The sequence below is a fragment of the Sagittula sp. MA-2 genome, assembly GCF_030126985.1.
GTDB lineage: Bacteria > Pseudomonadota > Alphaproteobacteria > Rhodobacterales > Rhodobacteraceae > Sagittula.
This window is the reverse complement of record NZ_CP126145.1, coordinates 2721833-2748382: the sequence shown is the minus strand read 5'-3', so window position 1 is coordinate 2748382 and position 26550 is coordinate 2721833. Positions and strand designations below refer to the sequence as shown.

Here is a 26550-nt window from a genome sequence, read left to right as displayed (position 1 = left end):
GCCTCAGCCGGCAGGTGAGGACCACATCGCCGGGGTGATGCCGAACTTGCGGATCCTCGAATAAAGCGTCGTCTGCCGCACCCCGAGGATGTCTGCCGCGCCGCCGGGCCCCGCGACCCTGCCGCCGGTCTCCCTCAGGCAAGCGACGAGGTTCTCGATCTCCGCCGCGCGGAACTCCTGCTCTGTCAGGATCTTCCCGGTGGGCCGCCCGCTGGCGGGCAGCGAAGCATCCAGCCCCTCGATCCGCAGCTTGTCGCCTTCGGACACGATCAGGGCGCGTTCCATCACGTTCTCCAGCTCGCGCACGTTGCCGGGCCAGTGATAGGCCACGAGCTTGCGGATTGCGCCCGTGGTGATCGTCGGCTCCGCGCGTTTGGTGCGGCGGCAGGCGAGACGCAGGAAATGCGCGGCCAGAAGGGGGATGTCCTCGGTGCGTTCGCGCAGCGGGGTCAGGGCGATGGGGAAGACGTTGAGGAAGAAATACAGGTCCTCGCGGAAACGCCCGGCCATGACCTCGCGCGACAGGTCGCGGCTGGTGCAGGCGATGATGCGGACATTGACCCGCCGCTGGCGGTCCTCGCCGACGCGGGTGATGGTCTGATCGCGCAGCGCATCCAGCAGCCGCCCCTGAAATTCGAGCGGCAGGTCGGCGACCTCTTCCAGGAACAGCGTGCCGCCGTGCGCCAGTTCGAGCCGCCCGGCCTTGTCGATCCCGCGTCCGTCGCGGCGGACCTGCCCGAAAAGCTCGCTGTCGATGTTGTCGGGCAGGGCGGCGCAGTTCAGCCGGATCATCGAGCGGCGCCTGCGGTCCGACGCCTTGTGCACGGCGGCGGCGACCAGCGACTTGCCGGTGCCCGACTCCCCGGTGATCAGCACGTTGGCATCGGTCGGCGCCACCAGTTCCACCTGTTTCAGCGTCCGCTGGATCGCGGGGGCTTCGCCCACCACATCGTAATGCGCGCGCGCAGAGCTGATCTCTTCCTGGAGGTAGGCGTTCTCCTGTTCCAGCCGGTCGCGCAGGGCGTCGACCTCGGCCATGGCGTCACGCAGCCGCCGCTCGCTTTCCTTGCGGTCGGTGATGTCGCGGAAGATCACCACGGCACCGGCCAGCACCTGCCCGTCGTAGATCGGGGTCGAGACGTATTCGACCTGGATCGGGCGACCGTCCTTGCGCCAGAACACCTCGTTCTCCACGCGGCTGACACGTTCGTTGCGGAACGAATGGTAGATCGGGCAGTCGCGGTGATCGTAGGGCGTGCCGTCGAGGTGGCGGTGGTGGATGATGGCATGGGTGTCGCGGCCCAGCAGATCCTCCGCCGACCAGCCCAGCATCTCCTGCGCGGCGCGGTTGACGAAGGTGGTCTGTCCGTCGGCATTGATCCCGTAGATGCCTTCGCCCGCCGCATCGAGGATCAGCTGGTTCTGGCGTTCCAGCTCCGAAAAGAAGGTTTGGGTGCGCTTCCACTCCATCAGGCCGGAGCGGTGGAGGGTGCCCGCCTCGGTGATGTCCTGCCGCGCCTGAAGGTCGTCGAGCGGGACGAGCGCGATCAGCAGTCGGTGGCCGTCCGCGGTGCGAACGTAGGTGCCGTTCAACTCGCAGGGCCGGGGTTCGCCCCCGGGCAGGAGCAGGCGGAATTCGCGGGTCCAGTGGCGGCCGTAGTGCTGCACCCCGTCGGCAAAGACCACGAGATGCCCTGCGTCGCCGTCGAGGCAGTCGAGGAAACTCTCTCCGGCCAGCGGACGCCCCAGAAGGCGTTCGGCGTCCGGGTTGGTGGCGCAGATGCGGTCGGTGGCCGGGTCCACGCTCACGGCGGGCCAGGGCCACAGGTCAAGGATCGAATCGGGCGACAGATCTTTCATGCGGAAACTATACCGCAACGCAGCATCCATGTTACGAAAAATCATAAATTACGAAAAGTCGTATTTTTGTGGGATACGGTGGGCGGGTCAAATAATTGATTTTACGATGTATTCAATCAATCCGCGTTTCCCGAAAAATCGTCAACCGACGCGACGGACCGCGTTAACCTTTTCCCATCAGACGCGGTCAGTCCTCGAAAGACCGGGCATCAACACGGGAGACGGAACACATGAAAAGTCTGGGGAACCCCTTCGATCCGAAGTCCGACCTGCGCCACGGCGCAGGCTGCGGATGTGCAAGCTGCAAGGAAACCGCCGCCGAGACTGCGGCACCGGACACCACCGACGCGATGCTGGAACGGGCCGTCGAAAGCGCGGTGGTCCGGTCGATGTTCGGCCAGAACGACCTGAGCCGCCGGTCCTTCATGGGCATGGTGGGCGGCACCACCTTCGCGGCGGCGCTGGCCTCGGTCTTTCCCATGGATAAGGCCAAGGCTGCGATCCTCGACGAACTGGGCACGCCCGAGAAGACCGACCTCAACATCGGCTTCGTGCCGATCACCTGTGCGACGCCGATCATCATGGCGCAGCCGCTCGGGTTCTACGAGAAATACGGGCTGAACGCGCAGGTCATCAAGACCGCCGGCTGGGCCGTTGCGCGGGACAAGTCGCTGGCCGGCGAATACGACGCCTCCCACATGCTGACGCCCATGCCGCTCGCGATGACGCTGGGCGCGGGCTCCACCGCCAGCCCCTACATCATGCCCGCGGTCGAGAACATCAACGGGCAGGCCATCGTCCTGCACAACGACCACAAGGACAAGCGCGATCCGAAGCAGTGGAAGGGCTTCACCTTCGGCGTGCCCTTCGAATACTCGATGCACAACTTCCTGCTGCGCTACTACGTGGCGGAACACGGTCTGGACCCCGATGTCGACATCCAGATCCGCGTCGTCCCGCCGCCGGAGATGGTGGCGAACCTCAGCGCGGGCAACCTCGACGGCTACCTCTCGCCCGACCCGTTCAACCAGCGTGCGGTCTGGGAGGGCATCGGCTTCATCCATGTCCTGACCAAGGAGATCTGGGAAGGCCACCCCTGCTGCGCCTTCGCCGCGCCGCTGTCCTTTGCCCAGGAACTGCCGAACACCTACGGCGCGCTCCTGAAGGCGATCATCGACGCAACGCAATACGCCCGCGTCCCGGAGAACCGCAAGGAAATCGCCGAGGCGATCAGCCCGACCAACTACCTCAACCAGCCGGTTCCGGTGGTCGAACAGGTGCTGACCGGCACATACGCCGACGGTCTGGGCGAGGTGAAGCAGGTGCCCGATCGCATCGATTTCGACCCGTTCCCTTGGCACTCCATGGGCGTCTGGATCCTCACGCAGATGAAGCGGTGGGGCTATATCGAGGGCGACGTCGACTACCGCGGCGTGGCCGAGCAGGTCTATCTCGCCGCCGACTGCAAGAAGATCATGAACGATCTGGGTTACGACGCGCCGGACGTCACCTACACGTCGCACACGATCATGGGCAAGACCTTCGACCCGGCGGACCCGGAGGGCTACGTGAAGTCCTTCGCCATCGGCAAGGGCTGAACCATGACGCTCTCCCTGAACCAGAAGGCAGCGATCCTGTCGCTTCTCCTGCTGGCGGTCGGCCTCCTCGTGTGGGAGGCCGCCATCCCCGGCCAGAAGCCGCTGTCCGAGATGACGGAATACGAACGTCTCACCGGCGGCGGTGCCCAGAAGGCCGGGGTGCCGCCCCCGTCGCAGGTCCTCGCGAAGGCGTGGGAGCAGTTGTCGAACCCGTTCTACGATGCAGGCCCGAACGACAAGGGCATCGGCATCCAGATCGGCTATTCGATCTACCGGGTGCTGACGGGCTATGCCCTGGCGGCGCTGGTTGCCCTGCCGCTCGGCTTCCTGATCGGGATGTCGCCCATAGCCTACAAGGCGCTCAACCCATTCATACAGGTGCTGAGGCCGATTTCGCCGCTCGCATGGATGCCACTGGCGCTGTTCATCATCCAGGACAGCGAGGCCTCTGCGATCTTCGTGATCTTCATCTGTTCGATCTGGCCAATGCTCATCAACACCGCCTTCGGTGTGGCGGGGGTCCGGTCGGACTGGGTGAACGTGGCGCGCACGCATGAACTGGGGGCACTGAAGACCGCATTCACCGTGATCCTGCCCGCCGCGGCCCCCACCATCATCACGGGGATGCGCATCTCCATCGGCATCGCGTGGCTGGTGATCGTCGCGGCCGAGATGTTGGTCGGCGGGACCGGCATCGGCTACTACGTCTGGAACGAGTGGAACAACCTCGACCTGACCTCCGTCATCTTCTCGATCCTCATGATCGGCGTCGTCGGCATGTTGCTGGACTCGGCCTTCGGGGCGCTCCAGCGGGCGGTGGCCTATGCGGAGTGATCCCCAAAGCGCGGGTCCGGGCCTCCCCGAAAGGGGGCATGGCGCCGCCGCCGGACCAGACCACACCCGCGGCGCCCGCCGGTCGAGGCGTGACGCCCAAGCCCCCCAATCCGAAAGGCCCTCGGCATGACCAAACCCTATCTGAGCGTCGAGAAACTGACCCAGTCCTTCCCGGACGGCAAGGGCGGCACGATGACCGTCTTCGAAGATGCCACCTTCGGGGTCGAGAAAGGCGAATTCGTCTGCATCCTCGGCCACTCCGGCTGCGGCAAGTCGACGATCATGAACATCCTCGCCGGTCTGGCGGAGCCCACCTCCGGCGTCGTCAAGATGGACGGCTTCGAAGTGTCGGGACCGTCGCTCGACCGCGGTGTCGTCTTCCAGAACTACTCGCTGCTGCCGTGGCTCTCGGCGCTGCGCAACGTGATGTTCGGCGTCAAGGCGCGGCATCCCGACTGGTCCCGCGCCAAGGTGGCGGAACATTCGGAGCAGTACCTGTCCATGGTCGGGCTGGAGGGTGACGCGATCCACCGCAAGCCTGCGCAACTGTCGGGGGGCATGCGCCAGCGCGTGTCCATCGCGCGCGCCTTTGCGAACCACCCGAAGCTGCTGTTGCTGGACGAACCCTTCGGCGCGCTCGACGCGCTCACCCGGGGCACGATCCAGGAGGAACTGCTGAAGATCTGGAGCCGGACACAGCAGACCGTCTTCATGATCACCCACGACATCGACGAGGCGATCCTCCTGGCCGACCGCATCCTTTTGATGACCAACGGGCCGCTGGCGCGCGTGGCGGAGTCGGTGGAGATCACCATCGACCGTCCGCGCAACCGGACAGAGATCGTCGAGCACCCGAACTACTACGCCATCCGCAACCACCTGGTGCAGTTCCTCGGACGGCGGTCGAAGGAGCTGGCGGGCCAGCCCTCGAACGGGGTGCCGCAATCGCCGGAAACCGTGCGCATCGACCTGACGGAAACCCCGACCGAAGACGACAGCGACGACAGCCCGCGGCTTCGTGCCGTGCACCGATGACCCCGCGGCCCCGGGCCGCTGATCTGAGCCGTGCGGCTTGAGGCCGCCATTCCAAGGAAAGACCCATGAAAGACAACTACGAGGTGCCCAAGATGATGACCAAAGAGGACGTCACCGTGATGATCCTGTCGGCCAAGAAGCAGGCCGGCCTGACGTGGGAGGGGATCGCGGACAAGATCGGCATGTCCCCGGTCTGGACCCACTCCGCCTGCATGGGCATGAACGCGATGCCGCCCGAGAAGGCCGAGCTTCTGGTGTCGGTCATGGGACTGCCGCAGGAGGCCGCGGGCGTGCTGGCCGAAAGCCCCACCAAGGTCTGGGAACAGACGGTGCCGACCGACCCCTGCATCTATCGCCTGTATGAAATCGTCGGCGTCTACGGCCCCACGATCAAGGCGCTGATCCACGAGAAGTTCGGCGACGGCATCATGTCCGCCATCGACTTCGACATGCAGATCACCCGCGTGCCCAATCCCAAGGGCGACCGTGTGAAGATCGAGATGTCGGGCAAGTACCTCGGCTACAACAGCTGGTGAAGTCGGGGCGGGCGTGACGCCCGCCACCCCACTCAACGGTCCGGTCCCCGCGCAGGGTGCCGGTCCGGCATATCGAAAGGCCACGGCATGTCCCGCCCTCCGTTTCCCCCCTTCACCGAGGAAAGCGCCCGCCAGAAGGTGCGCATGGCCGAGGATGCGTGGAACGCGCGCGATCCCGACCGGGTCGTCCTGGCCTACACGGAGGACACGTTCTGGCGGAACCGCTCGGAGTTCCTGAGGGGCAGGGGCGAGATCCACGCGTTCCTGACCCGCAAGTGGCAGCGAGAGAACGACTATCGCCTGATCAAGTCGCTCTGGGCGTTCACCGGCAACAGGATCGCCGTTCGCTTTGCCTACGAATGGCACGACGACGCAGGCCAGTGGTTCCGGTCCTACGGCAACGAGAACTGGCAGTTCACCGAGGCGGGCCTCATGGCCGAGCGCCACGCCTCGATCAACGACGTGCCAATCCAGGCCGACGAAAGGCTCTTCCACTGGCCCTCAGGTCCGCGGCCCGAGGACGTGGCGCCACCGCCGGGATTGTTCTGAAAAGGCCGGTCGCAGGAACGTCGAACGACAGGCGTATGTAATGTCGCCTGACTGTCCGTCCGAATGTGTCATACGCATCTGAAATCACCGCCTCCCGATTTTATCGATAGACAGGGAGGGAGCTGAAAGGCGGCTTTCTCCGGTCCGGAGCCCTGCATTTCCAAGGCGTTGATCTGACCACACGCTGGTCAACGCTGCGGGGGCTTCCTGTCGCGCAGCCAAGGAACTCAAGACCCGTTCCGTTCGCCGAAGCCAACACCGTCAACTTTCACGGCCATTTCACGCCCCGAGAGCGGCGCCTTTCACGCTGATCGTCCAAATCCCGGATCAAGGTCGAACCCAAAGACTGCCCGCAGGGGCCGGGAACATCGCGAGGACGAAATGAACAGCATGATCGAACCGATTTCGGCCTGCGCCGCAGGCATCACGACGCTGCGCCCGTGCGCGCTTCGGATGCCGATGCGATACAGGAAATACTGCAGTCGGATCACGTCAATCGCGGCACGATGCGCTTGCCGTTCGAGTCGCCCACAGGCGTTGCGCAACGCATCGCCGAGGAACCGGGCGTGACAAAGATCGTCGCGCTGCGGCAGGGGGCGGTTGCAGGATACGCGTCCATGGTGACCTATCCCTCCCTCCCGAGGCACTGGCACTGCGCCGAGGTCGATATCGTTGCCGTCCACCCCGATCACCGCGGGCACGGAGTCGGACGCCACATGCTGCAACAGTTGATCGATCTCGCCGACAGATGGCTGCAGGTCCGCCGCCTCTCCCTCACCGTCTGGGCGGGCAACGAAAAGGCGATCGCTCTCTACCGGTCACTCGGTTTCTCGATCGAAGGGACAATGCGCCAGTTCGTGTTCGTGGATGGCGCATACGAAGACGCCCACATCATGGGCCGACTGAAAGCCGTGCCGGTGGCATCGGCCCCCGCAGGTTCGGAGTAGGACGATGGGTGTCCCGTTTCTCGAACAGCCCGTCAGGGGCAGCGATGGATGGCCCTTGTCCGGCGCGACGAGCGGCAACGTCCGTCCTTTCGAAGCCGGTGTCCTTTCGATGCACCACATGCCCGACAAGGCGACGGCGTCCTTCCACACCGCTCTCCGCCTCGCGCCGACCTTCGTGATGGCGCATGTGGCCATGGCACATCTGGTCCTGTCGGAAGACCCCGCGGCCGGACGGGCCATGACCCGCTTGCTCGCGCCGTTTCCAAGGACCGACCGTGAGGCGTCCCACCTGGCCATTCTGGCGGGCTGGGGCGAGGATGGCGCTGATACGTCCGCGCTCGACCGGCATCTTGCGGCATGGCCGGACGACACCCTGGCCACCGCGCTCCTCGGTGCCATGCAGGCCGCGCGCCCGCCCGCCACGGGATAAGACCCTCTCAGGGAGCGTCGGCCAGGGAGCCCGAGTTCTCCAGCATCCGTGCCATGTCTTCCAGGCAGGCTGCGCGCAGGTCCGTGGCCAGCACCCGCCGCGCTTCGTGTTCCGATGGCCAGAGCAGCAACTTTGCGGACCGCACGTACAGCGACGCCAGTCCGATGGGTTCTTCTGCGGCATAGCTTGTCAGCGCGTCCATGTGCCGGCGTGCCAGATCCCGGTCGGCGTCGCTGATCGCCCGCTCGATGACGCTCGAATGGAACCAGATGACGGCGTGCGAAAGCGCACCCCGTTCGAGGCAGGCCAGTCCATCGGCGATGGCACGGTCTCTCTCCGCCGTGCTTTCTGCGCAGATGGCGGCCAGCCCGAGGATCGTGCCGCCGATATAGGCGTCGTCCACCGCGTCCGGCAAAAGCGGGGCAAGCCGCCTGCGGGCCGCCTCTGAATTCCCCCGGCGCCATTCGAGGAACGCGTAGAGCGTCTCCACGTCCTTCGAAAAACGGTTCTCGCCCCGGATGGACGCCAGTTTCTCGATCGCCTGCAGGTCTTCCTCCAGCCCGGCCAGGTCGCCGTTGGCGAGGCGCATTTCGGCCCGCACCTCGCGTGCGATCATCTCCGTCCGCACGGCACCGCACTGGACGGCGCTGTCTACGGCGATATCCGAAAGCAGGCTCGCCTGCGGGCCGGGCTCCGCAAAGAACAGCGCGAAGGCCCGCATGAAGAGGTACTCTTCGCGGACAAGACCAAGGCCCGCATGTTCCGCGGTTTCAATCGCCTTCGTGAAATGGCGATAGGCCGTGGCAAAGCGCCCCGCTGCATAGGCCGCGTCCCCGATCCCGCCATGTCCGCGCGCGATGCCGCGCGGGGCGCCTGTCGCCTCGGCCGCGGCGAGGGCGGCGCGATGGTGACGCATGCAGGCGGCATGGTCTCCGCGCACGAAGGCGCGGTTGCCGCGTTGTTCGTGGATCTCGGCGCGTCCCGATCCGGTCAGGCCGATGTCATCGGCGATCTCCTCCGCGGCGTCGAGAGCCCGGTCCGCCTCGTCCCCGCGACCCAGCCGGTGCAGCACGAGCGCCTGGCGGCACAGCATCGCGACGCGGGTCTCGGACCGGATGGCGCGTGCATGAGCGGCCCGGTAATCCTCCAGCGCGCCGGCCATGTCGCCGCGCACCCTGCGAATGCCTGCACGGCAGGAATAAAGTTCGGCGCTGGCCTCCGCGTCGCTGTCGCGGGCGAAGCCGGCTTCGAGGTACGGATAGGCTGCCGAGAAGCGCCGCGCCGCAATCATCGCGTTGGCCGCAGCGACGGCTGCATGTCCTGCATCCGCATCGTCGGCGGCCTTCAGGGCGTGCTCGGCCCAGCTTATGGGATCGTGCCCGCGGAAATGCGCGGCAGCACGGGCATGCCAGGTCTGGCGGGTCTCCTCGGGGATGCTTTCGTAGACCGCACGGTGGATCAGGTCGTGACCGAAGGCGAGCCCCGTTTCCGTTTCGTGCAGGAGATCGCCGTTCGCCCGGAGCGATGCAGTTTCGGGAAAGATGGCGGACATGTCCCCAGGATCGAAGCTTGCGCCCAGAATGGCCGCCGTCCTGAGCGCGGCACGTTCCTGTTCCGGCAACCGCTCGATCTGTTCCTGCACGAGTTCGGTCACGGTTGCGGGCAGGGCGCCTGCGGTCCAGCCCGCCTCGATCAACCGTATCAGAAAGAGCGGATGGCCCGCGGCCCGGTCGATTGCCTCCTCGGCTGACGCGAAGCCCGGGGCCACGGCCTGGACAAGTTCCCGCGCCGCCGCCTCCGGCAAGGGGGCGAGCGAGATCCGCGAAAGGCCGGACTTGGCCCGCGTGGCGATGCGGTGATCGAGGCTGCCGGGGTGCGGGCGTTCCGTCAGCAGCAGCAGGATGGGGCTGTCACGCAGGCGGGCCTGCAACGCGAGGATGAAATCACCCGCGCCCTCTGGGCGCCAGTGGCAGTCTTCGATCAGGATCAGCAGCCCTGTCTCGTCTGCCGCACGTTTCAGTGCGGCGGACAGCACGTCCAGTATCCGCTCCTGCTGCGCTTGCGGGTCGAGAGCGCTCAAGCGTAGGCGCGCTTCGGCTTCGTCTTCGGGATCGGTCAGCCATCTCCAGATCGCGCGCTCGATCGGCTGTGCCTCGGGATCGGGGACCGGAGGCGCCGACAACCCTGCCATCATCCGCTGCGCCAGATGACGCGAGCCCGGAGAGAAGGCATCGAACCCGCAGACGGCGATCACCATGCCGGCCTGTTCCGACAGGCGGATGACCTCGCTGGCGAGGCGGCTCTTGCCGATGCCCGCTTCACCGGACAGATGCACGGTCAGGCTGCTCGACGACTGGCGCACCCCGGCGACCGCGGCTTCGAGCTGCGCCAGTTCCATGGCCCGACCTACGAGCGGCAGAACCGGTCTCGCGCGCATCGCATCGGGCCGCAGGGGCACCATGCTCTGATCCGGTTCGGCGGCAAGACCGACCCGCGCGGCAAGGTCTCGCGTCGCGAGGATGGACCCGGGATCGGCCCGGGCGGCCATCCGGCGGGCCTGTGCAATCGACCGCGCGGCGCCGTCATCCTGCCCGTCCTGCCCGTCGAATGGCGCCAGCCCGAAAGACAGGGTCCCGCCCGCCGCTTCGGACAGCTCGAGCGCGCGGGCGCAGACCTCCCGAAGGCGCATGTCGCGATAGACCAGGGCGATTTCGCCGGGACCGGAGTCCTGTTCGAAGGCACCGTGACCAGACGCGCGGTCGCGCAGCATGGTGTAGTCGGGGACCCCCTCCGCCTCCATGCCCAGAAGCAGGTAACCGGCAGGGTCGGGTGCGGCGGGGGCAGGCGCCTCCACCGCGCCTGGCGCGGCACTCTTGCCGCCGCCACGCCGGATCCGGTCGTAAAGCGCGCGCGTTTCAGGCTCTGGCGCGCTGTTCATGTCCCGGCGCAGCGCGGCTTCGAGGCCTTCGTATCGGGCGCGTGCTGCGCCGCGCATCCCGTGGGCCGCGTCGATCTGCATCAGGCGGCGATGGGCGACCTCGTTCAGCGGATCGAGACGGAGCAGACGATGCGCAAGCGCCGAGGCATCCGCGCCGTCGTCCGCCCGGTCCAGCGCCCGGGCCAGCGCCTCTGAGGCCAATCCGGCCAGCCGCGCGCGCTCAGCCGCGATGGCCTGCCCGAGGTCGGGCGTCGAGGCGTCCAGTCCTTCGAGGAATGGCCCCCGGTACAGTCGCGCGGCCTCGACCGGATCGTTGCGGGTCAGGGCCGCCTGGAAGGCATCGAGGTCGGTGCCGACCGCGTCGCCCAGCCGAAGGTCGTCTCCCTCCGCCTCGACCCATCCTTCGCCGGCCGAGCGGCGGATCTGGGCGAGGGCCTGCCGCAGGCTGACCCGGGCCTGATCGCCGTCGCTCGCCTCCCACAAAAGGGCGGCGAGGCGCATGCGGGGCATTGTCCGGCGACGTGCCGTCGCCAGCAGGCCAAGCAACATGCGGGCCTTGCGCGCCGGAAGCGTTGCAGGCGCGCCATCGCGCGACAGGGCGCATCCTCCGAGACAATCGAGCCAGAGCTTCATCCTTTCACGCTCCTTTCACGCCCCGCCACCGAGTCGTTTCACGCCGAAAGCCGAGAACGCCCACACGACTTGCAACCAGGTGATACGAACAATGCCTTTCCTCAAGAACTTGTCTTCCACCGACACGCGGCGAAGGCGGAGCATCCCGTCACCCATGCCGGGAACGCTTTCACGTCAGATCCGCGCGGCTTTCAGACTGCCTCGGATCGACCCCCACGACGCAGTCTCCGGGCTCCCTTTCAACAAACCTTACCCATGGTGATCGCAATGACCTCATACCGCAATAATTTGCCGCAAGCCGGCGGCACTCTCCTTCTGACCGATTCCGGTCTCGAAACCACGCTGATCTTCCACGAAGGGCTCGATCTGCCCGCTTTTGCAGCCTATCCGCTCATGGAAAGCGCAGCAGGGCGCGAGGTACTGACGCGGTACTACCGCAGGCACCTGGCCATCGCGGCCGATCACACGACGGGTTTCCTGCTCGAGGCGCCGACCTGGCGCGCCAGCCGTGACTGGGGCGCGCAGCTTGGTCATTCCGCCGAGGATCTCGCCCGGATCAATCGCGCCTCCATCGGCTTCCTGTCCGATCTGCGGGCCAATGCGGGCAGCGTCCGGCCGGTCGTGATTTCCGGCAACATCGGGCCGCGCGGCGATGGCTATGTGGCCGACACCGCCATGAATGCCGCCGAGGCCGAGGCCTACCATGCCGAGCAGATCGGCTGGTTTGCCGAAACTGACGCCGACATGGTGACCGCCGTGACCCTGTCCACCGTGGCCGAGGGCGTGGGCGTGATCCGCGCTGCCATGAAGGCCGGGATGCCCGTGGTCGTCGCCTACACGGTCGAAACCGACGGCAGGCTGCCGGATGGCACGCCGCTTGGGGAGGCATTCGAGCAGACCGATGCCCAGACCGGCGGTGCCGCCGCCTACTTCATGGTGAACTGCGCCCATCCGGACCATTTCCGGGGTGCCCTCGAAGCAGGCTCGGGCTGGCTGAACCGCATCGGCGGCATCCGTGCCAACGCCTCGCGCCTCAGCCATGCCGAACTGGACGAGGCCGAGGAGCTGGACGACGGCAACCCGGCCGAGTTCGGGCGTGACTATGCCCGCCTGCGCCGCCTGCTGCCGAAACTCGCCGTGATGGGCGGGTGCTGCGGCACCGACCACCGTCATGTCGAGGCCGTCGCCGATTGCTGCGTCGCCCCGCACGCGGCCTGAACCAGCGCCGTCCGGCACCGCCGGGCGGCCCCATCCCAACTGTAACGAACACGCATATTAACGGAGTTTTCCCATGCAAGCCCTTTTCTGGACCCTCGGTCTGCCCCAGCCCCGGTCTTCCGTCCTGCCCCCGGTGTTTCCCGTGGCCACAGCGGAACCGGACCTGCCGTTCCGCTACCGCGGTACCGCCTATCGCCGCTCGGACCTGCCGATCGAGCGTCCCGTCCGGCCCGTGCGCCTGATCTACCGCGGCGTCGTCCACCGCCCTGTGCGGCGCATGCATGTCGCCGCGCCGGTCCCCGGATCGCGCATCTATCGCGGCGTCGCCCACTGACCCTCGAATTGAACCGCATCACTTTACCAAGAAAGGAAAATCCAATGTTCCTGCGACTGACCTCTGCCGCATTGCTGATGGCATCCACCGCCCTGACGCACGGCGCCTTCGCCCACGAAAACGACCGAAAGACCGAGCTATACAAGCCCGGTGTCGAACACGCCACCGGCGAGATGCCCGTTGCCGATGCCGCATCCATCAGCGCCTTCGCAGGGTTCGGCGACTTCGGCTTCGACCCCGAAACCGACATGCCCGAAGCGCGCGCCCATTTCGAACAGGGCATGGGCCTTCTGTGGGGCTTCAACCATGCCGCCGCCGTGCTGGCCTTCCGCGCGGCACAGCAGGCCGACCCGGACTGTTCGGCGTGCTACTGGGCCGAAGCCTATGCCCTGGGTCCGAACCTGAATGACGGGATGCATCCCGAAAACGCCCCGCGCGCGGTCGAGGCTGCGCAAACGGCGCGCGCCAGTGCCGCGAACGACCGGGACCGGATGCTGGCCGAGGCCGTGACCCTGCGCTACGCCGTCGAAGGCGGCACGCAGTCTGACCGCGACAGCGCCTTTGCCGATGCGATGGCGGATGTCGCCGCCCGTTTCCCGGACGATGCCAATGTGCAGGTGATCCGCGCCGACGCGCTGATGAACCTGCAGCCCTGGGACTACTGGGAAGCCGACGGCATCGCACCCAAGGGCAACGGGGCCGAGATCCTGGCCACGCTGGAACGCGCGATCGAGATCGACCCTGCACATCCCGCGGCGCTGCATCTCTATATCCACGCGGTCGAAGCATCGGCAGACCCGGGGCAGGGCGAGATCGCGGCGGACCTCCTGCGGGGGAGCGTGCCGATGGCCGGGCACCTCGTCCACATGCCCGCGCATATCTACAACCGTATTGGCCGCTACGCGGATTCGATCGAGGTGAACAAGGCCGCCATCGCCGCCGACGAAGCCTACCTTGCCGCGGCCAATGACAGGGCCAGTGCGCTCTACCGCTTCGGTTACTACCCGCACAACATCCACTTCCTGCTGGTGGGCGCACAGATGGCCGGCCTGAAGGACGAGGCGCTGGCAGCCGCGGCGAAACTGGCCGGTGTAACTTCCGCCGAGGTTAGCGGAGATCTGGCCTGGGTGCAGGCCATCGACACGGCCCCCTTTACGGCGCACGCACAGTTCAGCGACCCGAACAGGATCCTGGCCCTGCCGGATCCGGGGGATGCCTTCCCCTTCGTGAAGGGCCACTGGCACTATGCCCGGGGCACGGCCTTCGCGCTCAAGGGCGATCTGGACGCCGCCATCGCCGAACAGCAGGCAATCGAACGCATCATCGCCGATGCCGACCTGTCCGGGCTGGAAGCGCAATACCTGCCCGCGCGCGATGTCCTCGGGATCGCGAAGCACATCGTCGAGGCGCGGATCGCGCAGGCGAAAGGCGATCATCGCTCGGCCGCGCATCACCTCGAAGAGGCCATCGCGCTGGAAGGCACCATCGCCTACATGGAGCCGCCCTACTGGTACTACCCGGTCCGGCAGACCCTCGGCGCCGTGCTTCTGGAGGCCGGGGATCTTCATGGGGCGAGGACGGCATTCGAGGGCGCACTGGAGACGCACCCCAACAATGCGTGGGCGCTCTGGGGGCTGTGGCAGGTCGAAAAGGCCGAACAGGCGGATGCCTCCGTCATCGAGCGGGCCGAGCGCGCCTTCCGCAACGCCTGGCTTGGTGGTGAGGGCCCCGAACTGAACAGGCTCTGACACTGGGTGGCGAGGGCGTCTGCCGCTGCGCGGTCGCCCTTCGCCTGTCCGAAGTCATGGTCGGCGAACAGGAGGCGCATGAAATGATCCATTTCCGCCCCGCAGGACACGGCGGTGCAGGTGTGAGCCGCAACCGTGTTCGCCGGCCCTGGTTGCCCCGTGCCGTGATCGGGCTCGGGGCGCTTGTCAGTGTCCTGTCCATGATCGCATCCGACCACCGTTCGCCTGCCTCGGGTGCGGAGTGCAATATGCAGGGCGGCACCCAGTGCAATTTCGACGACAGCACACCGCGTGTGAAGCCTGCCGCGTCGCGCAATGCCGGTCATCCGCCTCTGGGTTCGGTACTGGTGACATTCACGCACTCAAAAAGCGCCGCTGGCCACGTTCGGCCCGGAGCGTCGCCTGGGCCGTCATCGGCGCGTCCACTGTGCGGGTGGCCGTCTACGTGCCCATGATCGCCAGCGCGCTGGGCCTTGGCGTGCAGCTGTCGGCCTCGGCGCGGCTGTTCACTGCGGTCAAGATCATTGGCGCGGCTTGTCTCGTCTGGCTCGGCCGGTTTGCCGCCGCCTTCGCGGCGACCCGCCTGCACTGGCACAAGCGCGCCTTCGGCGGAATGATCCTGTTCGGCATCCCGATACTGTTCACTGACCGAGCGTCGTCCGGCACCGCCTGACTTCTGGAGTGGAAGTGGTACGAGCTTTGGGCCCGGTGAAGGTGCGGCCACCGGGTGACCGGGTGGAGAGGTCGCGCGCAGGGGGGGCGCTGCCCCCGTCCGCGCCTTGCGCGGACTCCCCCGGAGTATTTGGAAAGCAAAGAAGCCGGGGGTGTCAGGTGACGGCCTTGCGTGCCTTGAACTCCGGCCGGTCCCACGTGCCGGTGGCGAGGATCCTCGCCAGCGTGTCGGCGGCGTGGTCGATGTCGGCCTCGTCGATGTAGAGCGGGGTGATGCCGAAGCGCAGGATGTCGGGGGCGCGGAAGTCGCCGATCACGCCTTCGGCGATCAGCGCCTGCATCACCGCGTAGCCTTCGGGATGGCGGAAGGAGACCTGCGAGCCGCGGTCTTCGGGTGCGCGTGGCGTGGCGAGGGCGAGGTCTGTCTGCGCCTCGACCTTTGCGATGAAGCGGTCGCCCAGCTCCAGGGCGCGGGCGCGCAGGGCGGCGAGGTCCACGGTGTCCCAGATCCCGAGCGCGCTGTCGAGCGCGGCCATCTGCAGGACCGGCGGGGTGCCCACGCGCATCCGTTCGATGCCCTCTCCGGCCCGGTAGCCGAGGTCGAAGGCGAAAGGTGCCGCGTGTCCCATCCAGCCGGCCAGCGCCGGTTCCGCACGGTCCGCGTGGCGCGGCGCCACGTAGATGAAGGCGGGCGCGCCGGGACCGGCGTTGAGGTACTTGTAGGTGCAGCCCACGGCGAAATCCGCGTTGCAGTCCGACAGATGCACCGGGAAGGCACCCGCCGAATGCGCGAGGTCCCAGATCGTCAGCGCGCCCCTGGCGTGGGCCAGTTCGGTCAGCCGGGCCATGTCGTGGCGGCGGCCCGTGCGATAGTCGACCTCGGTGATCAGGGTGGCGGCGACCTCTTCGGTGATGTGCGCCGCAACGTCTTCGGGGGCGACGGTGCGCAGCTCGTAGCCCTCGGGCAGCAGCTTCAGGAGGCCCTCTGCCATGTAGAGGTCGGTCGGGAAGTTGCCGGTGTCCGAGAGGATCACCCGCCGCTCCGGGTTCAGCTTCAGCGCGGCGGCCAGTGCCTGGAAGACCTTGATCGACAGGGTATCGCCGATCACCGTGTGGCCGGGTTCCGCGCCGATCAGCCGTCCGATGCGGTCGCCGAGGCGACGCGGCATCTCCATCCAGCCGCAGGCGTTCCAGGCGGAGATCAGGTGACCGCCCCATTCCTCGCGCACGGCGCGGGCCACGCGCGCCTCGGTGGCGCGGGGCAGGGGGCCGAGCGAGTTGCCGTCGAGGTAGGTCACGCCCGGGGGCAGGTCAAAGAGGGTCTTGGTCGCGGTGAAATCGGTCATCGTATCGTCCTGTTGTGCATGGGGTCTGGCCCCGGTCACGAACGGACGGGGCGGGTCAGGGGGCGGGCGCCCGTGTGGGCGGATCGGGGCGGCGGTGGGTGTACTTCACACCTCGCCCCCGGCGATCTGGATGGCCTGGCCGTTCACGCTGCCTGAATGCGGGCCGCAGAGGAACAGGGCGGCCTCCGCCACCTCTTCGGGCGTGACGAGCCGTCCGTGCGGGTTGACGCCGACCATCACGTCGCGTGCCTTTTCCGCGTCCATCCCGGTCCGCTCCATGATCGAGGTGACATTGCGTGTGACGATGTCGGTGTCGACATAGGCGGGGCAGAGGGCATTGAAGGTGTAGGGCTTCGTCGCGTAGTCCGCCGCCAGCGCCCGGATCAGCCCCAGAAGCGCGTGTTTCGAGGCGCTGTAGGTGGGCGCGCCCTTCAGCCCTTTCAGCCCCGCGATGGAGGAGACGGCGATGACCCGGCCCCAGTCGGTTGTGGTCATCGACTTCAGGGATTCGCGGATCGTCAGGAAGGCGCCGTCGACGTTGATCGCCATCATCTGCCGCCAGAACGCCATGTCGGTTTTCAGGAGCGCGCGCCCTTCGGCGATCCCGGCATTCGGCACGCAGATCTGGATCGGGCCGCGCGCCTCGACGGCCGCCGCGATGCCACGGGTGACGGCGTCCTCGTCGGTGACATCCATCGGCAGGGCGAAGATCCGGTCGGTGGCGGCCGCTTCGAGCGGGCCGGGCCGGCGGCCGGTGATGGTCACCCGTGCGCCTTCTGCGGCCAGTGCGCGGGCGATGGCCAGGCCAATTCCCGTACCGCCGCCGGTGACGAGCGCGTGTTTGCCCTGCAGCATGTGTCCTCCCCTTGGTCCTGCGCGCCGGATGTGCGCCGGGTGCGTCGCACATTAACGGCGTGGCGGGCGGGGACAAGGCGCAGGGTGGCTTGGCAATGTCATTCACGTATGCGAATGTGTTCCGGGTTTCGAGGGAGGACAATTGCCATGAGAACGTTGCTTGTTGCGGGGCTGGTGCTGGCGGGGATGCCGGCGCTGGCCAACGAGGAGATTGCAGACAAGTATCCGCAATCCGAACTGTACGACGCGCCGGTCGAATTCATTCCCGGCGTCTGGACCGCGATCGGGGCCACCGCGCCGCCGACCTACGAGAACGCGGGCCACAACAACAACCTCAGTTTCGTTGTCACGGAGGAGGGAGTGGTGGTCGTGAACGGCGGCGCCTCGGTCCGGCTGGCGGCGGCGCTGCACGAGGAGATCCGCAAGGTCACGGATCTGCCGGTGAAACTGGTGATCAACGAGAACGGGCAGGGGCACGCCATGCTCGGCAATGCCTACTGGGCCGACCAGGGGGTCGACATCCTCGCCCATGCGGAGGCGATCGCGGAGGTCGAGGAGAACGGCGATTTCATCCTGCAGGGCATGCAGGGCTACAACCGCGACAAGGCGGAAGGCACGCGGGTGGTGGTGCCGAACCTGTCGTTCGAGGACGCGTACAGGTTCGAGATGGGCGGGGTGGGTTTCGAGGTCCTGCACCTCGGCCCGGCGCACGGGCCGGGCGACGCGCAGGTCTGGATCCCGGAGTGGGACATCGTCATCGCCGGGGACATCGCCTTTCACGAGAGGATGCCACCGATCTTCGCCGACACATGCACGTCGTGCTGGATCGAGACCTTCGAAGGCCCGTTCACCGATCTCGGCGCAGCCTACGTGATCCCGGGCCACGGCCACCCCACGAACATGGGCACGGTGACGGAGGGCACGGTCGGCTATCTGCGCGACCTGCGCGAGAAGGTCGGCGCGCACATCGACGAGGGCGGCGACCTGGCCGGTGCCTACTACGTCGATCAGGCGCGTTGGGCGCATCTCGACACCTTCGAGGAACTGGCAACGAAGAACGCCGGGCGGGTGTTCGAGGAGATGGAGTGGGAGTGACACCTTCCGCACCGCTGGGATGGCGGAGATGCATTGGCCCGCCGGTGCCGTCGGTGCGCGTGTTGCCGTCCTGAAGGCGGCCGCGCTGTTCGCAGCGGACGTGGCATTCGGTCACTGGCGTTTCCGGGCGCGCCGGTGCAGGACGGATCACGTGTTGCATGGCGTGGGAGGGGGCGCCGCCCCCGCCTTTCCTGCGGAGAGGCCACGCGAGATAATGGGATCAGGATGAAGGCGAGGGTTGCGTGTTGAAGTGGTTGGACATGCCGCCGGTCTGGCTGGCGGGATTCGCGGCGCTGGCGTGGTGGCAGAAGACATCGTTCCCGCGCGGGTCGTTCGGGCCCGTCTGGGCCGACCTTCTGGGCGGGTTGCTGGTGGGCGGCGGGCTGATCCTTCTCGGGCTGGCGATCTTCGAGATGCGGCGCCATCGCACGACGGTGATCCCGCATCGCAATGCCGACCGGCTGGTGACCTCCGGCATCTTCAAGCGGTCCCGGAACCCGATCTACCTGGGCGACACGATGATCCTTGCCGGGCTGATCCTCTACTGGGACGCGGTGCTGGCTCTGCCGCTGGTGCCGGTCTTCGTCTGGGTGATCGAGAGGCGGTTCATCGTGCCGGAGGAGGCGCGGCTGAGGCAGAGGTTCACCACCGCCTTCGCACGCTACGAGCGGGAGACCCGCCGCTGGGTGTGAGTTGAGGGCGCCTCTGCGGGAGGCGGTTCGGCTACGGACACACGGTGAGCAAGGTTTGGCGGCCTATGGGATCGGCAGGCGGCTCTTCGGTCTGGCGTGGTCACTGTGGCCGCTGTCCGGCATTCCATCACGTGAGCGAGGCTCCGGCGCCCTCGGGACGAAAGTCCGGATCGATGGCGCCTTCGACATCGCCGGTCGGGTGCGCGCTACGCTGAGCCGGTCCTTTGCTGGCGGGGTGCCCATCCGTGTTTGAAGCCCCCGGTCGGGTCTCGGTATTCCCCAGCGGACCGCGTTTGAATCGTCGGATGCTTCCGGACGTCGCAAGCAATTTCAACGCCCGGGCGAGCCCGGCATCGGTTCCACGCCGCGCCCTAGTCAGGCTTCGGTATACATCGGTGCGCAAGTTTGTTGCTTAGGTCAGACAGGTTGCGCAATAAACGAATAGACATCTTTAACTTTCTCCCGTGCTGTGGTCTAGAAGCGCGAGATACGGTTTGGAAACATTAGGTCAGACGTGTAGACCCATCGTCAAACCGTAATGCCGGGGCCGCGACATGCGGCATCCGGTCCGGGATTTCCTGAAGAGGGGGACAAGAGACGTGAAAATCGGGACACCAACAGAAGTCGAAGTCGGCGAGAACCGGGTGGCGATGACGCCCGACTCCGCGCGCCAGCTCCAGAAGCTGGGCTATGACTGCCTGATCGAGAGCGGCGCGGGCCAGAAGGCGGGCTTTGCCGACGCGCTGTACGAAGAGGCCGGCGTCACCGTGGTGGAGACCGCCGATGCGCTGTGGTCGCAGTCCGACATCATTGCCAAGGTGCGCATTCCCACGGCGGACGAACTGGACCGGCTGACGCCGGAGAAGACACTGATCACCTTCTTCAACCCGGGGGGCAACGCCGAGGGTCTCGAAAAGGCGAAGGAGAAGGGCGCCAACGTCATCGCGATGGAAATGGTGCCGCGCATCTCCCGCGCGCAGAAGATGGACGCGCTGTCGTCGATGGCCAACATCGCGGGCTACCGCGCGGTGATCGAGGCGGGCAACAACTTCGGCCGCTTCTTCACCGGCCAGGTGACGGCGGCGGGCAAGGTGCCCCCGGCCAAGGTGCTGGTCGTCGGCGCCGGTGTGGCCGGTCTGGCCGCCATCGGCACGTCCACCTCGCTCGGTGCGATCACCTACGCCTTCGACGTGCGCCCCGAAGTGGCAGAGCAGGTCGAATCGATGGGGGCCGAATTCGTCTACCTCGATTTCGAGGAAGAGCAGGCGGACGGCAGCGCCTCCGGCGGCTATGCCTCGGTCTCCAGCCCCGAGTTCCGCGAGGCGCAGCTTGCCAAGTTCCGCGAACTGGCGCCCGAGATGGACATCGTCATCACCACGGCGCTGATCCCCAACCGCGAAGCGCCGAAGCTGTGGCTGGCCGACATGGTCGCCGCGATGAAGCCGGGCTCGGTGATCATCGACCTCGCCGCCGAGAAGGGCGGCAACGTCGAGGGCACCGTCAAGGACGAGAAGGTCGTGACCGAGAACGGCGTGACCATCGTCGGCTACACCGACTTCCCGTCGCGCATGGCGACGCAGTCCTCGACGCTTTATGCCACCAACATCCGTCACATGATGACCGACCTGACGCCCGAGAAGGACGGCAAGGTCAACCACAACATGGACGACGACGTGATCCGCGGCGCAACCGTCGCCTACCAGGGCGAGATCACCTTCCCGCCGCCGCCGCCGAAGGTCCAGGCCATCGCCGCGCAGAAGAAGGAAAAGCCGAAGGAGCTGACCCCCGAGGAGAAGCGCGCCAAGGAAGTGGCCGCCTTCAAGGCCCAGACGAAAAGCCAGGTGACGCTGCTCGCCATAGGTGGTGCGTTGATGCTGCTCGTGGGCCTCGTGGCGCCGGCCAGCTTCCTGCAGCACTTCATCGTCTTCGTGCTGTCGGTCTTCATCGGCTTCCAGGTGATCTGGAACGTCTCGCACTCGCTGCACACGCCGCTGATGGCGGTCACCAACGCGATCTCTTCGATCATCATTCTCGGCGCGCTGATGCAGATCGGTGCGGGCAACTGGCTGGTTGTCATCCTCGCGGCCATCTCGGTCTTCTTCGCCGGTATCAACATCTTCGGCGGCTTCCTCGTGACACGGCGCATGCTCGCCATGTTCCAGAAGTCGTAAGGGGGGACATTGCACATGGACTTCGGATTCACGACAGCGGCCTACGTGGTCGCAGCCGTTCTTTTCATCCTCTCGCTGGGCGGCCTTTCGGGGCAGGAAAGCGCGAAGCGGGCGGTGTGGTACGGCATCGTCGGCATGGCGCTGGCGGTCTTCGCCACGCTGATCGGACCGGGCTCGGGCCTCTGGATCCTGTCGATCATCCTGATCGCGGGCGGCGGCGTCATCGGCTACCTGCTGGCCAGCCGGGTCGAGATGACCCAGATGCCGGAACTGGTGGCAGGGATGCACGCGCTGGTCGGCCTCGCGGCCGTCTTCGTGGGCTACAACGCCGAACTCGTCATGAACACCGTCGGCGCGTTGCAGTCGGCGGGTGACGAGGCCGGGCTGGCGGCGCTGAAGGGCTTTGCCTCCACCGTGGCGCACAAGACCCAGGCCGAGATCAACATCCTCAAGATCGAGGTGTTCCTGGGCGTGTTCATCGGTGCGGTGACCTTCACCGGCTCCGTCATCGCCTACGGCAAGCTGGCGGGCAAGGTGACCTCCGCGGCACAGAAGCTGCCGGGCGGCCACATGCTGAACGCGGGCGCGGCGATCCTCTCGCTGATCCTGCTCGTCATCTACATGTCGACGGGCGGCGGCTGGACGCTGCTGGTGATGTCGCTCTTGGCGTTCTTCATCGGCTATCACCTGATCATGGGCATCGGCGGCGCCGACATGCCGGTCGTGGTCTCGATGCTCAACTCGTATTCGGGCTGGGCGGCGGCGGCCATCGGCTTCTCCCTGGGCAACGACCTGCTGATCGTGGTCGGTGCGCTTGTGGGTTCCTCCGGTGCGATCCTGTCGTACATCATGTGCAAGGCGATGAACCGGTCCTTCGTGTCGGTGATCCTCGGCGGCTTCGGCGGCGCCTCCGGCCCGGCGATGGCAGTCGAGGGCGAGCAGATCGCGATCGACGCGGACGGCGTGGCCAACGCGCTCGAAGAGGCGGACAGCGTCATCATCGTCCCGGGCTACGGCATGGCCGTTGCGCAGGCGCAGCAGAACGTGGCCGAACTGACCCGCAAGCTGCGCGCCAAGGGCAAGGATGTGCGCTTTGCCATCCACCCGGTGGCGGGCCGTCTGCCGGGCCACATGAACGTGCTGCTGGCCGAAGCCAAGGTGCCCTACGACATCGTGCTGGAAATGGACGAGATCAACGAGGACTTCCCCTCCACCGACGTGGTCATCGTCATCGGCTCGAACGACATCGTGAACCCGGCGGCGCAGGACGATCCGAACTCGCCCATCGCCGGGATGCCGGTGCTGGAAGTCTGGAAAGCCAAGCAGGTCTTCGTGTCGAAGCGCGGCCAGGGCACCGGCTACTCCGGCATCGAGAACCCGCTGTTCTACAAGGACAACACGCGGATGTACTACGGCGACGCCAAACATTCCGTGGGCGAACTGCTGAACCGCATCAGCTGATCCCTCAGGGGACAAGGTGAACGGAAGGGCGGCCCGATGGGGCTGCCCTTTTTCGTTGGCGTGCCGGTTGCCCGGTTTCGCGGCGCTCGGGGGTGGCGCAGGGGCAGGGGATCGAGAAGGCCGTTGCGTGCCACCGTATTAACTGATTAAATTGGTCGGAAATAAGGGGTGCAAAATGATGACAGCCAGACCGACCATGAACGCCGCGGCGGGGGAGCATTGGTCCCACCGGTTCCCGCAGCTTCGCGAGGCCGATCCCCGGCTGGACGTGCTCCGTGCCGTCCGGGAAATGGACGCGCGGGAAAACCACCCGTTCGAGCGCTTTCTGAGCACGGTGGAGGGCGCCTTCGCCCGCCCGCTCGACCTTTGCCCACCGGGCGACGCGGCGCGGACCTTCGACGAACGTTGGCTGCTGGCGCTGTTGCAGGCGCTGTCGGAGGTCGACCTCGGGCGGTATCAGTTCCTCCTGCGCTCCCGCCTGAAGGCCGGCGATGCGGCGCGGGTGCATTTCGCGCTGACGCAGGCGCAGGTCTGGCTGGACGCGCGGCTGTAGGGCATGGACCGTGGTGCGGCCCGCGAAGTTTGCATCTGCAAACCACGTATTTGCATATTTTCTGCGCATGCATCCGCGCAATATACTTGCTTGGCCGGAAGGCTTGAGGCAATACGGTCGGAATGGTTTCGACAGGATAAAGGGGGACCTCATGAACCTGACGTTTGACCGGAGCGTGCTGGCAGAAGCCTTTGGCGCGAACGAAGGACTGGCTCTGCGTGCCAAGCAGGTGGCTCTTGTCGTCGCGGGCATCGCCTTCCTTGCGGTGATGGCCAAGATCAAGGTGCCGGTGCCGGGCTCGCCGGTGGCGATGGGCATGGGCACCTTCGCCGTGCTGACGATCGGTGCCGCGTATGGCGCGCGCCTCGGCCTCGCGACGATCATGGGTTACATGATGATCGGCATGCTGGGCTTCGACATCTTCCAGAGCTCCACCGCTGATCTGAACGGCATCGAGTACATGATGGGTGGCACCGGCGGCTACCTTCTGGGCTACGTGATCGCGGTCGGCGCCATGGGCGTGCTGGCCCGTCGCGGCTGGGACCGGTCCGCGCCGAAGATGGCGGCGGCGATGCTGCTGGGCAACGTGATCCTCTACGTGCCGGGCCTGATCTGGCTGGGCATGCTCTATGGCTGGGACAAGCCGATCCTCGCGTGGGGCCTGACGCCCTTCCTGCTGGGCGACTTCATCAAGCTGGCGCTGGCCGCGCTGCTGCTGCCCGCCGCATGGAAACTGGTCGGCCGCGCGCGCGGCTGAGGAAAGGGGCAGGCGGCGCATGAGCCCCGCCCTGCTTCCGGATACGAAGATAGCAAAGGCCGGGCATCGCGCCCGGCCTTTTCGTTTATGGGGATGGGGCGTTGTTTCGGACGGTGAACGGATGGAAACGGCAGGAGGGGGCTCTGCCCCCGCCTTCGGCCCCCCGAGGTATTTGCCGCCAAGATGAAGGGGCCGGGTGCACGTCAGGTGAGGCGGGTTTCGATCTGGGCGCCGGTCTCGAGGGTGCGGTGCACCGGGCAGCGGTCGGCGATTTCAAGGAGGCGGCTCCGCTGGTCCGGCGAAAGGTCTCCTTCGAGCGTGATGGCGCGGGTGAAGCGGTCGATCCGGGTGTCTGTCTGGCTGCCCGCGTCCTGCGCGTGCACCTTGTCGTGGGTCACGTCGACCGAGATCCGCGTCAGCGGCCAGCCCTTGCGCCGGGCGTACATGCGGATCGTCATCGAGGTGCAGGCACCGAGGCCCGCCGACAGGAAGCCGTAAGGCGACATGCTCCGGTCTGTGCCGCCGTAGGCCTCCGGCTCGTCTGCGAGCGCGTGGTGGTGCGGGCCGTTCTGGATGTCCTGCAGGAAGCTTCTCGGGTCGGTCTCCGTCACGCGGGTGACGCCTTCGGGTGCGCCGGGCGGCGGGGCGGGCGGGGCGAGGTCGACGTAGCGCCGGGCCCATGCGGCGATCACCCCGGCGGTGTACTCGGCATCGTCGGGGTCGGAGACGAGGTGGTCGGCGTCGTCCAGCGTGACGAAGCTTTTCGGGTGTTTCGCCGCCATGAAGATGCGCGTGGCGTTCGAGATGTCGACCACCGCATCGCGCGGCGCGTGCAGCACCAGCAGCGCCTTCCTGAGGTGGCCGATGGCCGGTTCGAGGTCCTGCGCGCCCACGTCCTTGACGAAGTCCTGCCCGATGGTGAAGGGCCGCCCGCCGAGGCTCACCTGCGCGGCGCCCTGCGCCTCGATCCGGTCGAGCGCGTGGGCGAAGGTTTCCGTCACATGCGCCGGGTCGAAGGGGGCGCCGATGGTCACGACCGCCTTTGCCGAGGGGATGTCGCTTGCGGCGCGCAGCACGGCCGAACCGCCAAGCGAGTGGCCGATCAGGAGGGCGGGCGACATGTCGCGCTCTGCCAGCCAGTCGGCGGCGCAGCTGAGGTCGGAAACGTTGGAGCAGAAGGTGGTGTTGGCGAACTCGCCCTGGCTGTGGCCGAGGCCGGTGAAGTCGAAGCGCAGCACGGCGATCCCCATGGCCGCCAGCCGCTGCGAGATGCGCCGCGCGGCATGGATGTCCTTGCCGCAGGTGAAGCAATGGGCGAAGAGGGCGGTGGCCAGGTGCGGACCGTCGGGCCTGTCCAGGCGGGCGGCAAGCCGGTGGCCGGAATGGCCGGGGAAGGTGACGCGGTCGCTGGGCATGATCGTTCCTGACTTCTGGTGCCGACAGGATGTGGCCGGACGCAGGGGAGACGCAACCGGGGTGACAGGCGCGTCACGGCAAGGTGAGAGACGTTGCAATGTGGGTGAAGTTGCTGGCGGCGGTGGCGGGTCTGGTGACTGTTGCCGGGTGGATGGCGCCGGGCGCCTTTCCCGCGGGCGTGCGCGTGGCGGCGACGGTTGTCTTTGCACTGGCGGCGATCTGGTCGTCCTGGCCGGCCCGCCTGCGCTGGCCGCTGGCGGCGGTGGCCATGGCGCTCCTTCTGTCGGAGGTGACGGGTGGCTGAGGCGCCGGGCCTCTTCACGCCGCGCGACGCGCGGGACTGACGGGAGTGGGCGCGCCTGCTGGCCTTCTGCGCCCGGCACGGCAGGGCGGCCTTCTCGCGCGATCCGCTGATCGGCGGGCATGTCACCGGAAGCGCCGTGCTGCTCTCTCCGGACGGGGGCGAGATGTTGCTGACCCATCACCGCAAGCTCGACCGCTGGCTGCAACTGGGCGGCCATTGCGACGGCGAGGCAGACGTGGCGCAGGTGGCGCTGCGCGAGGCGCGGGAGGAAAGCGGGCTGGCGGGGATCACCCTGCTGTCGCCCGAGGTCTTCGACATCGACATCCACGAGATCCCCGCCAACACGCGTGAGCCGGCCCATCTGCATTACGACCTGCGCTACGTGATGCGGGCCGGGAGCCGCGGCTTTGCCGTCTCACACGAAAGCCGGGCGCTGGCGTGGGTGCCCTTTGCAGAGGTCGGGCGCTACACCTGCGCGCCGAGCGTGCTGCGCCTCAGGGACCGGGTGCTGGCCGACCGTGGCGCAGAGGCCGCGCATCGGATCGGGCGCGACACGGGGTAGGGCGGG

At 67.0% G+C, this 26550-nt stretch carries 24 protein-coding genes; 19 read left to right on the top strand and 5 right to left on the bottom strand.

The window, feature by feature from the left end; all coding sequences use genetic code 11:
• Positions 1 to 3: 3 nt before the first annotated feature.
• Positions 4 to 1860 carry a sigma 54-interacting transcriptional regulator gene (locus QNI11_RS13380; protein WP_283980501.1) on the bottom strand — a complete coding sequence of 619 codons (1857 nt, stop codon included), beginning with the start codon at positions 1858 to 1860 and terminating at the stop codon, positions 4 to 6.
• Positions 1861 to 2090: 230 nt separating this feature from the next.
• On the opposite strand from QNI11_RS13380, the gene QNI11_RS13375 reads away from it, so the two are divergent.
• The 7 genes from QNI11_RS13375 to QNI11_RS13345 all read left to right on the top strand — a co-directional run bounded on the left by QNI11_RS13375 (position 2091) and on the right by QNI11_RS13345 (position 7789).
• The gene (locus tag QNI11_RS13375) at positions 2091 to 3458 is read left to right on the top strand and encodes a CmpA/NrtA family ABC transporter substrate-binding protein (RefSeq protein WP_100930089.1); all 1368 of its coding nucleotides are present in this window, start codon (positions 2091 to 2093) and stop codon (positions 3456 to 3458) included.
• A 3-nt stretch (positions 3459 to 3461) separates the two neighbouring features.
• Positions 3462 to 4292, top strand: a complete 831-nt coding sequence (gene ntrB, locus QNI11_RS13370) for a nitrate ABC transporter permease (RefSeq protein WP_100930090.1) — start codon at positions 3462 to 3464, stop codon at positions 4290 to 4292.
• Between the two features lie 126 nt (positions 4293 to 4418).
• Positions 4419 to 5327: an ABC transporter ATP-binding protein gene (locus QNI11_RS13365; RefSeq protein WP_100930091.1), complete on the top strand. Its 909-nt coding sequence runs from the start codon at positions 4419 to 4421 to the stop codon at positions 5325 to 5327.
• A 65-nt stretch (positions 5328 to 5392) separates the two neighbouring features.
• Positions 5393 to 5863 (top strand): cyanase, encoded by a 471-nt coding sequence (cynS, locus tag QNI11_RS13360; protein WP_283980500.1) that lies wholly within the window; start codon positions 5393 to 5395, stop codon positions 5861 to 5863.
• Between the two features lie 87 nt (positions 5864 to 5950).
• Positions 5951 to 6412: a nuclear transport factor 2 family protein gene (locus QNI11_RS13355; RefSeq protein WP_283980499.1), complete on the top strand. Its 462-nt coding sequence runs from the start codon at positions 5951 to 5953 to the stop codon at positions 6410 to 6412.
• 440 nt (positions 6413 to 6852) lie between these two features.
• Positions 6853 to 7359: a GNAT family N-acetyltransferase gene (locus QNI11_RS13350; protein WP_283980498.1), complete on the top strand. Its 507-nt coding sequence runs from the start codon at positions 6853 to 6855 to the stop codon at positions 7357 to 7359.
• Between the two features lie 4 nt (positions 7360 to 7363).
• On the top strand, positions 7364 to 7789 hold the full coding sequence (locus QNI11_RS13345; RefSeq protein ID WP_283980497.1) for a hypothetical protein: 426 nt from the start codon (positions 7364 to 7366) through the stop codon (positions 7787 to 7789).
• Between the two features lie 7 nt (positions 7790 to 7796).
• Here the strand turns inward: QNI11_RS13345 and QNI11_RS13340 are convergent, their stop codons facing one another.
• Entirely contained in the window at positions 7797 to 11360 is a 3564-nt protein-coding gene (locus tag QNI11_RS13340; protein ID WP_283980496.1) for an AAA family ATPase, read from the bottom strand.
• 267 nt (positions 11361 to 11627) lie between these two features.
• On the opposite strand from QNI11_RS13340, the gene QNI11_RS13335 reads away from it, so the two are divergent.
• The 4 genes from QNI11_RS13335 to QNI11_RS13320 all read left to right on the top strand — a co-directional run bounded on the left by QNI11_RS13335 (position 11628) and on the right by QNI11_RS13320 (position 15333).
• Positions 11628 to 12578: a homocysteine S-methyltransferase family protein gene (locus tag QNI11_RS13335; RefSeq protein ID WP_283980495.1), complete on the top strand. Its 951-nt coding sequence runs from the start codon at positions 11628 to 11630 to the stop codon at positions 12576 to 12578.
• Positions 12579 to 12651: 73 nt separating this feature from the next.
• Entirely contained in the window at positions 12652 to 12912 is a 261-nt protein-coding gene (locus QNI11_RS13330) for a hypothetical protein (RefSeq protein WP_283980494.1), read from the top strand.
• A 44-nt stretch (positions 12913 to 12956) separates the two neighbouring features.
• Positions 12957 to 14660: a lipopolysaccharide assembly protein LapB gene (locus QNI11_RS13325; RefSeq protein ID WP_283980493.1), complete on the top strand. Its 1704-nt coding sequence runs from the start codon at positions 12957 to 12959 to the stop codon at positions 14658 to 14660.
• A gap of 445 nt (positions 14661 to 15105) precedes the next feature.
• Positions 15106 to 15333, top strand: coding sequence for a hypothetical protein (locus tag QNI11_RS13320; RefSeq protein WP_283980492.1), 228 nt, complete (start codon positions 15106 to 15108; stop codon positions 15331 to 15333).
• A 154-nt stretch (positions 15334 to 15487) separates the two neighbouring features.
• Here QNI11_RS13320 and kynU read toward each other — a convergent pair whose 3' ends face one another.
• Both kynU and QNI11_RS13310 read right to left on the bottom strand, forming a co-directional pair.
• Positions 15488 to 16678: a kynureninase gene (kynU, locus tag QNI11_RS13315; protein WP_283980491.1), complete on the bottom strand. Its 1191-nt coding sequence runs from the start codon at positions 16676 to 16678 to the stop codon at positions 15488 to 15490.
• A 105-nt stretch (positions 16679 to 16783) separates the two neighbouring features.
• Positions 16784 to 17533 carry an SDR family NAD(P)-dependent oxidoreductase gene (locus tag QNI11_RS13310; protein WP_283980490.1) on the bottom strand — a complete coding sequence of 250 codons (750 nt, stop codon included), beginning with the start codon at positions 17531 to 17533 and terminating at the stop codon, positions 16784 to 16786.
• Positions 17534 to 17680: 147 nt separating this feature from the next.
• Here QNI11_RS13310 and QNI11_RS13305 point away from each other — a divergent pair, with 147 nt between their 5' ends.
• The 6 genes from QNI11_RS13305 to QNI11_RS13280 all read left to right on the top strand — a co-directional run bounded on the left by QNI11_RS13305 (position 17681) and on the right by QNI11_RS13280 (position 24262).
• Complete coding sequence (locus QNI11_RS13305) at positions 17681 to 18628, top strand: MBL fold metallo-hydrolase (RefSeq protein WP_283980489.1); 948 nt, start codon at positions 17681 to 17683, stop codon at positions 18626 to 18628.
• Positions 18629 to 18888: 260 nt separating this feature from the next.
• Complete coding sequence (locus QNI11_RS13300) at positions 18889 to 19320, top strand: isoprenylcysteine carboxylmethyltransferase family protein (protein ID WP_283983510.1); 432 nt, start codon at positions 18889 to 18891, stop codon at positions 19318 to 19320.
• A 599-nt stretch (positions 19321 to 19919) separates the two neighbouring features.
• A complete protein-coding gene (locus tag QNI11_RS13295; protein ID WP_100930102.1) occupies positions 19920 to 21491 on the top strand; it encodes a Re/Si-specific NAD(P)(+) transhydrogenase subunit alpha in 1572 nt (523 codons plus the stop codon).
• 15 nt (positions 21492 to 21506) lie between these two features.
• Entirely contained in the window at positions 21507 to 22952 is a 1446-nt protein-coding gene (locus QNI11_RS13290; protein WP_100930103.1) for an NAD(P)(+) transhydrogenase (Re/Si-specific) subunit beta, read from the top strand.
• Between the two features lie 175 nt (positions 22953 to 23127).
• A complete protein-coding gene (locus tag QNI11_RS13285; protein WP_283980488.1) occupies positions 23128 to 23505 on the top strand; it encodes a hypothetical protein in 378 nt (125 codons plus the stop codon).
• Between the two features lie 151 nt (positions 23506 to 23656).
• A complete protein-coding gene (locus QNI11_RS13280) occupies positions 23657 to 24262 on the top strand; it encodes a biotin transporter BioY (RefSeq protein WP_283980487.1) in 606 nt (201 codons plus the stop codon).
• A gap of 203 nt (positions 24263 to 24465) precedes the next feature.
• On the opposite strand, the gene QNI11_RS13275 is transcribed toward QNI11_RS13280, so the two are convergent.
• Positions 24466 to 25677, bottom strand: coding sequence for a bifunctional alpha/beta hydrolase/OsmC family protein (locus tag QNI11_RS13275; RefSeq protein WP_283980486.1), 1212 nt, complete (start codon positions 25675 to 25677; stop codon positions 24466 to 24468).
• A gap of 98 nt (positions 25678 to 25775) precedes the next feature.
• Between QNI11_RS13275 and QNI11_RS13270 the strand changes: the two genes are divergently transcribed.
• Both QNI11_RS13270 and QNI11_RS13265 read left to right on the top strand, forming a co-directional pair.
• A complete protein-coding gene (locus tag QNI11_RS13270) occupies positions 25776 to 25982 on the top strand; it encodes a hypothetical protein (protein WP_283980485.1) in 207 nt (68 codons plus the stop codon).
• A gap of 136 nt (positions 25983 to 26118) precedes the next feature.
• Positions 26119 to 26544, top strand: coding sequence for an NUDIX hydrolase (locus QNI11_RS13265; RefSeq protein WP_283980484.1), 426 nt, complete (start codon positions 26119 to 26121; stop codon positions 26542 to 26544).
• Positions 26545 to 26550: the final 6 nt, after the last annotated feature.

What these genes read in the sequence shown, in the direction of transcription:
- QNI11_RS13365 (WP_100930091.1), top strand. Translation starts at nt 4,419, where the DNA reads ATGACCAAACCCTATCTGAGCGTCGAGAAACTGACCCAGTCCTTCCCG.
- QNI11_RS13305 (WP_283980489.1), top strand. Translation starts at nt 17,681, where the DNA reads ATGAGAACGTTGCTTGTTGCGGGGCTGGTGCTGGCGGGGATGCCGGCG.
- QNI11_RS13380 (WP_283980501.1), bottom strand. Translation starts at nt 1,860, where the DNA reads ATGAAAGATCTGTCGCCCGATTCGATCCTTGACCTGTGGCCCTGGCCC.
- QNI11_RS13375 (WP_100930089.1), top strand. Translation starts at nt 2,091, where the DNA reads ATGAAAAGTCTGGGGAACCCCTTCGATCCGAAGTCCGACCTGCGCCAC.
- kynU (WP_283980491.1), bottom strand. Translation starts at nt 16,678, where the DNA reads ATGACCGATTTCACCGCGACCAAGACCCTCTTTGACCTGCCCCCGGGC.
- QNI11_RS13310 (WP_283980490.1), bottom strand. Translation starts at nt 17,533, where the DNA reads ATGCTGCAGGGCAAACACGCGCTCGTCACCGGCGGCGGTACGGGAATT.
- QNI11_RS13330 (WP_283980494.1), top strand. Translation starts at nt 12,652, where the DNA reads ATGCAAGCCCTTTTCTGGACCCTCGGTCTGCCCCAGCCCCGGTCTTCC.
- cynS (WP_283980500.1), top strand. Translation starts at nt 5,393, where the DNA reads ATGAAAGACAACTACGAGGTGCCCAAGATGATGACCAAAGAGGACGTC.
- QNI11_RS13275 (WP_283980486.1), bottom strand. Translation starts at nt 25,677, where the DNA reads ATGCCCAGCGACCGCGTCACCTTCCCCGGCCATTCCGGCCACCGGCTT.
- QNI11_RS13345 (WP_283980497.1), top strand. Translation starts at nt 7,364, where the DNA reads ATGGGTGTCCCGTTTCTCGAACAGCCCGTCAGGGGCAGCGATGGATGG.
- QNI11_RS13290 (WP_100930103.1), top strand. Translation starts at nt 21,507, where the DNA reads ATGGACTTCGGATTCACGACAGCGGCCTACGTGGTCGCAGCCGTTCTT.
- QNI11_RS13355 (WP_283980499.1), top strand. Translation starts at nt 5,951, where the DNA reads ATGTCCCGCCCTCCGTTTCCCCCCTTCACCGAGGAAAGCGCCCGCCAG.
- QNI11_RS13335 (WP_283980495.1), top strand. Translation starts at nt 11,628, where the DNA reads ATGACCTCATACCGCAATAATTTGCCGCAAGCCGGCGGCACTCTCCTT.
- QNI11_RS13325 (WP_283980493.1), top strand. Translation starts at nt 12,957, where the DNA reads ATGTTCCTGCGACTGACCTCTGCCGCATTGCTGATGGCATCCACCGCC.
- QNI11_RS13300 (WP_283983510.1), top strand. Translation starts at nt 18,889, where the DNA reads ATGCCGCCGGTCTGGCTGGCGGGATTCGCGGCGCTGGCGTGGTGGCAG.
- QNI11_RS13270 (WP_283980485.1), top strand. Translation starts at nt 25,776, where the DNA reads ATGTGGGTGAAGTTGCTGGCGGCGGTGGCGGGTCTGGTGACTGTTGCC.
- QNI11_RS13285 (WP_283980488.1), top strand. Translation starts at nt 23,128, where the DNA reads ATGATGACAGCCAGACCGACCATGAACGCCGCGGCGGGGGAGCATTGG.
- QNI11_RS13280 (WP_283980487.1), top strand. Translation starts at nt 23,657, where the DNA reads ATGAACCTGACGTTTGACCGGAGCGTGCTGGCAGAAGCCTTTGGCGCG.
- QNI11_RS13340 (WP_283980496.1), bottom strand. Translation starts at nt 11,360, where the DNA reads ATGAAGCTCTGGCTCGATTGTCTCGGAGGATGCGCCCTGTCGCGCGAT.
- ntrB (WP_100930090.1), top strand. Translation starts at nt 3,462, where the DNA reads ATGACGCTCTCCCTGAACCAGAAGGCAGCGATCCTGTCGCTTCTCCTG.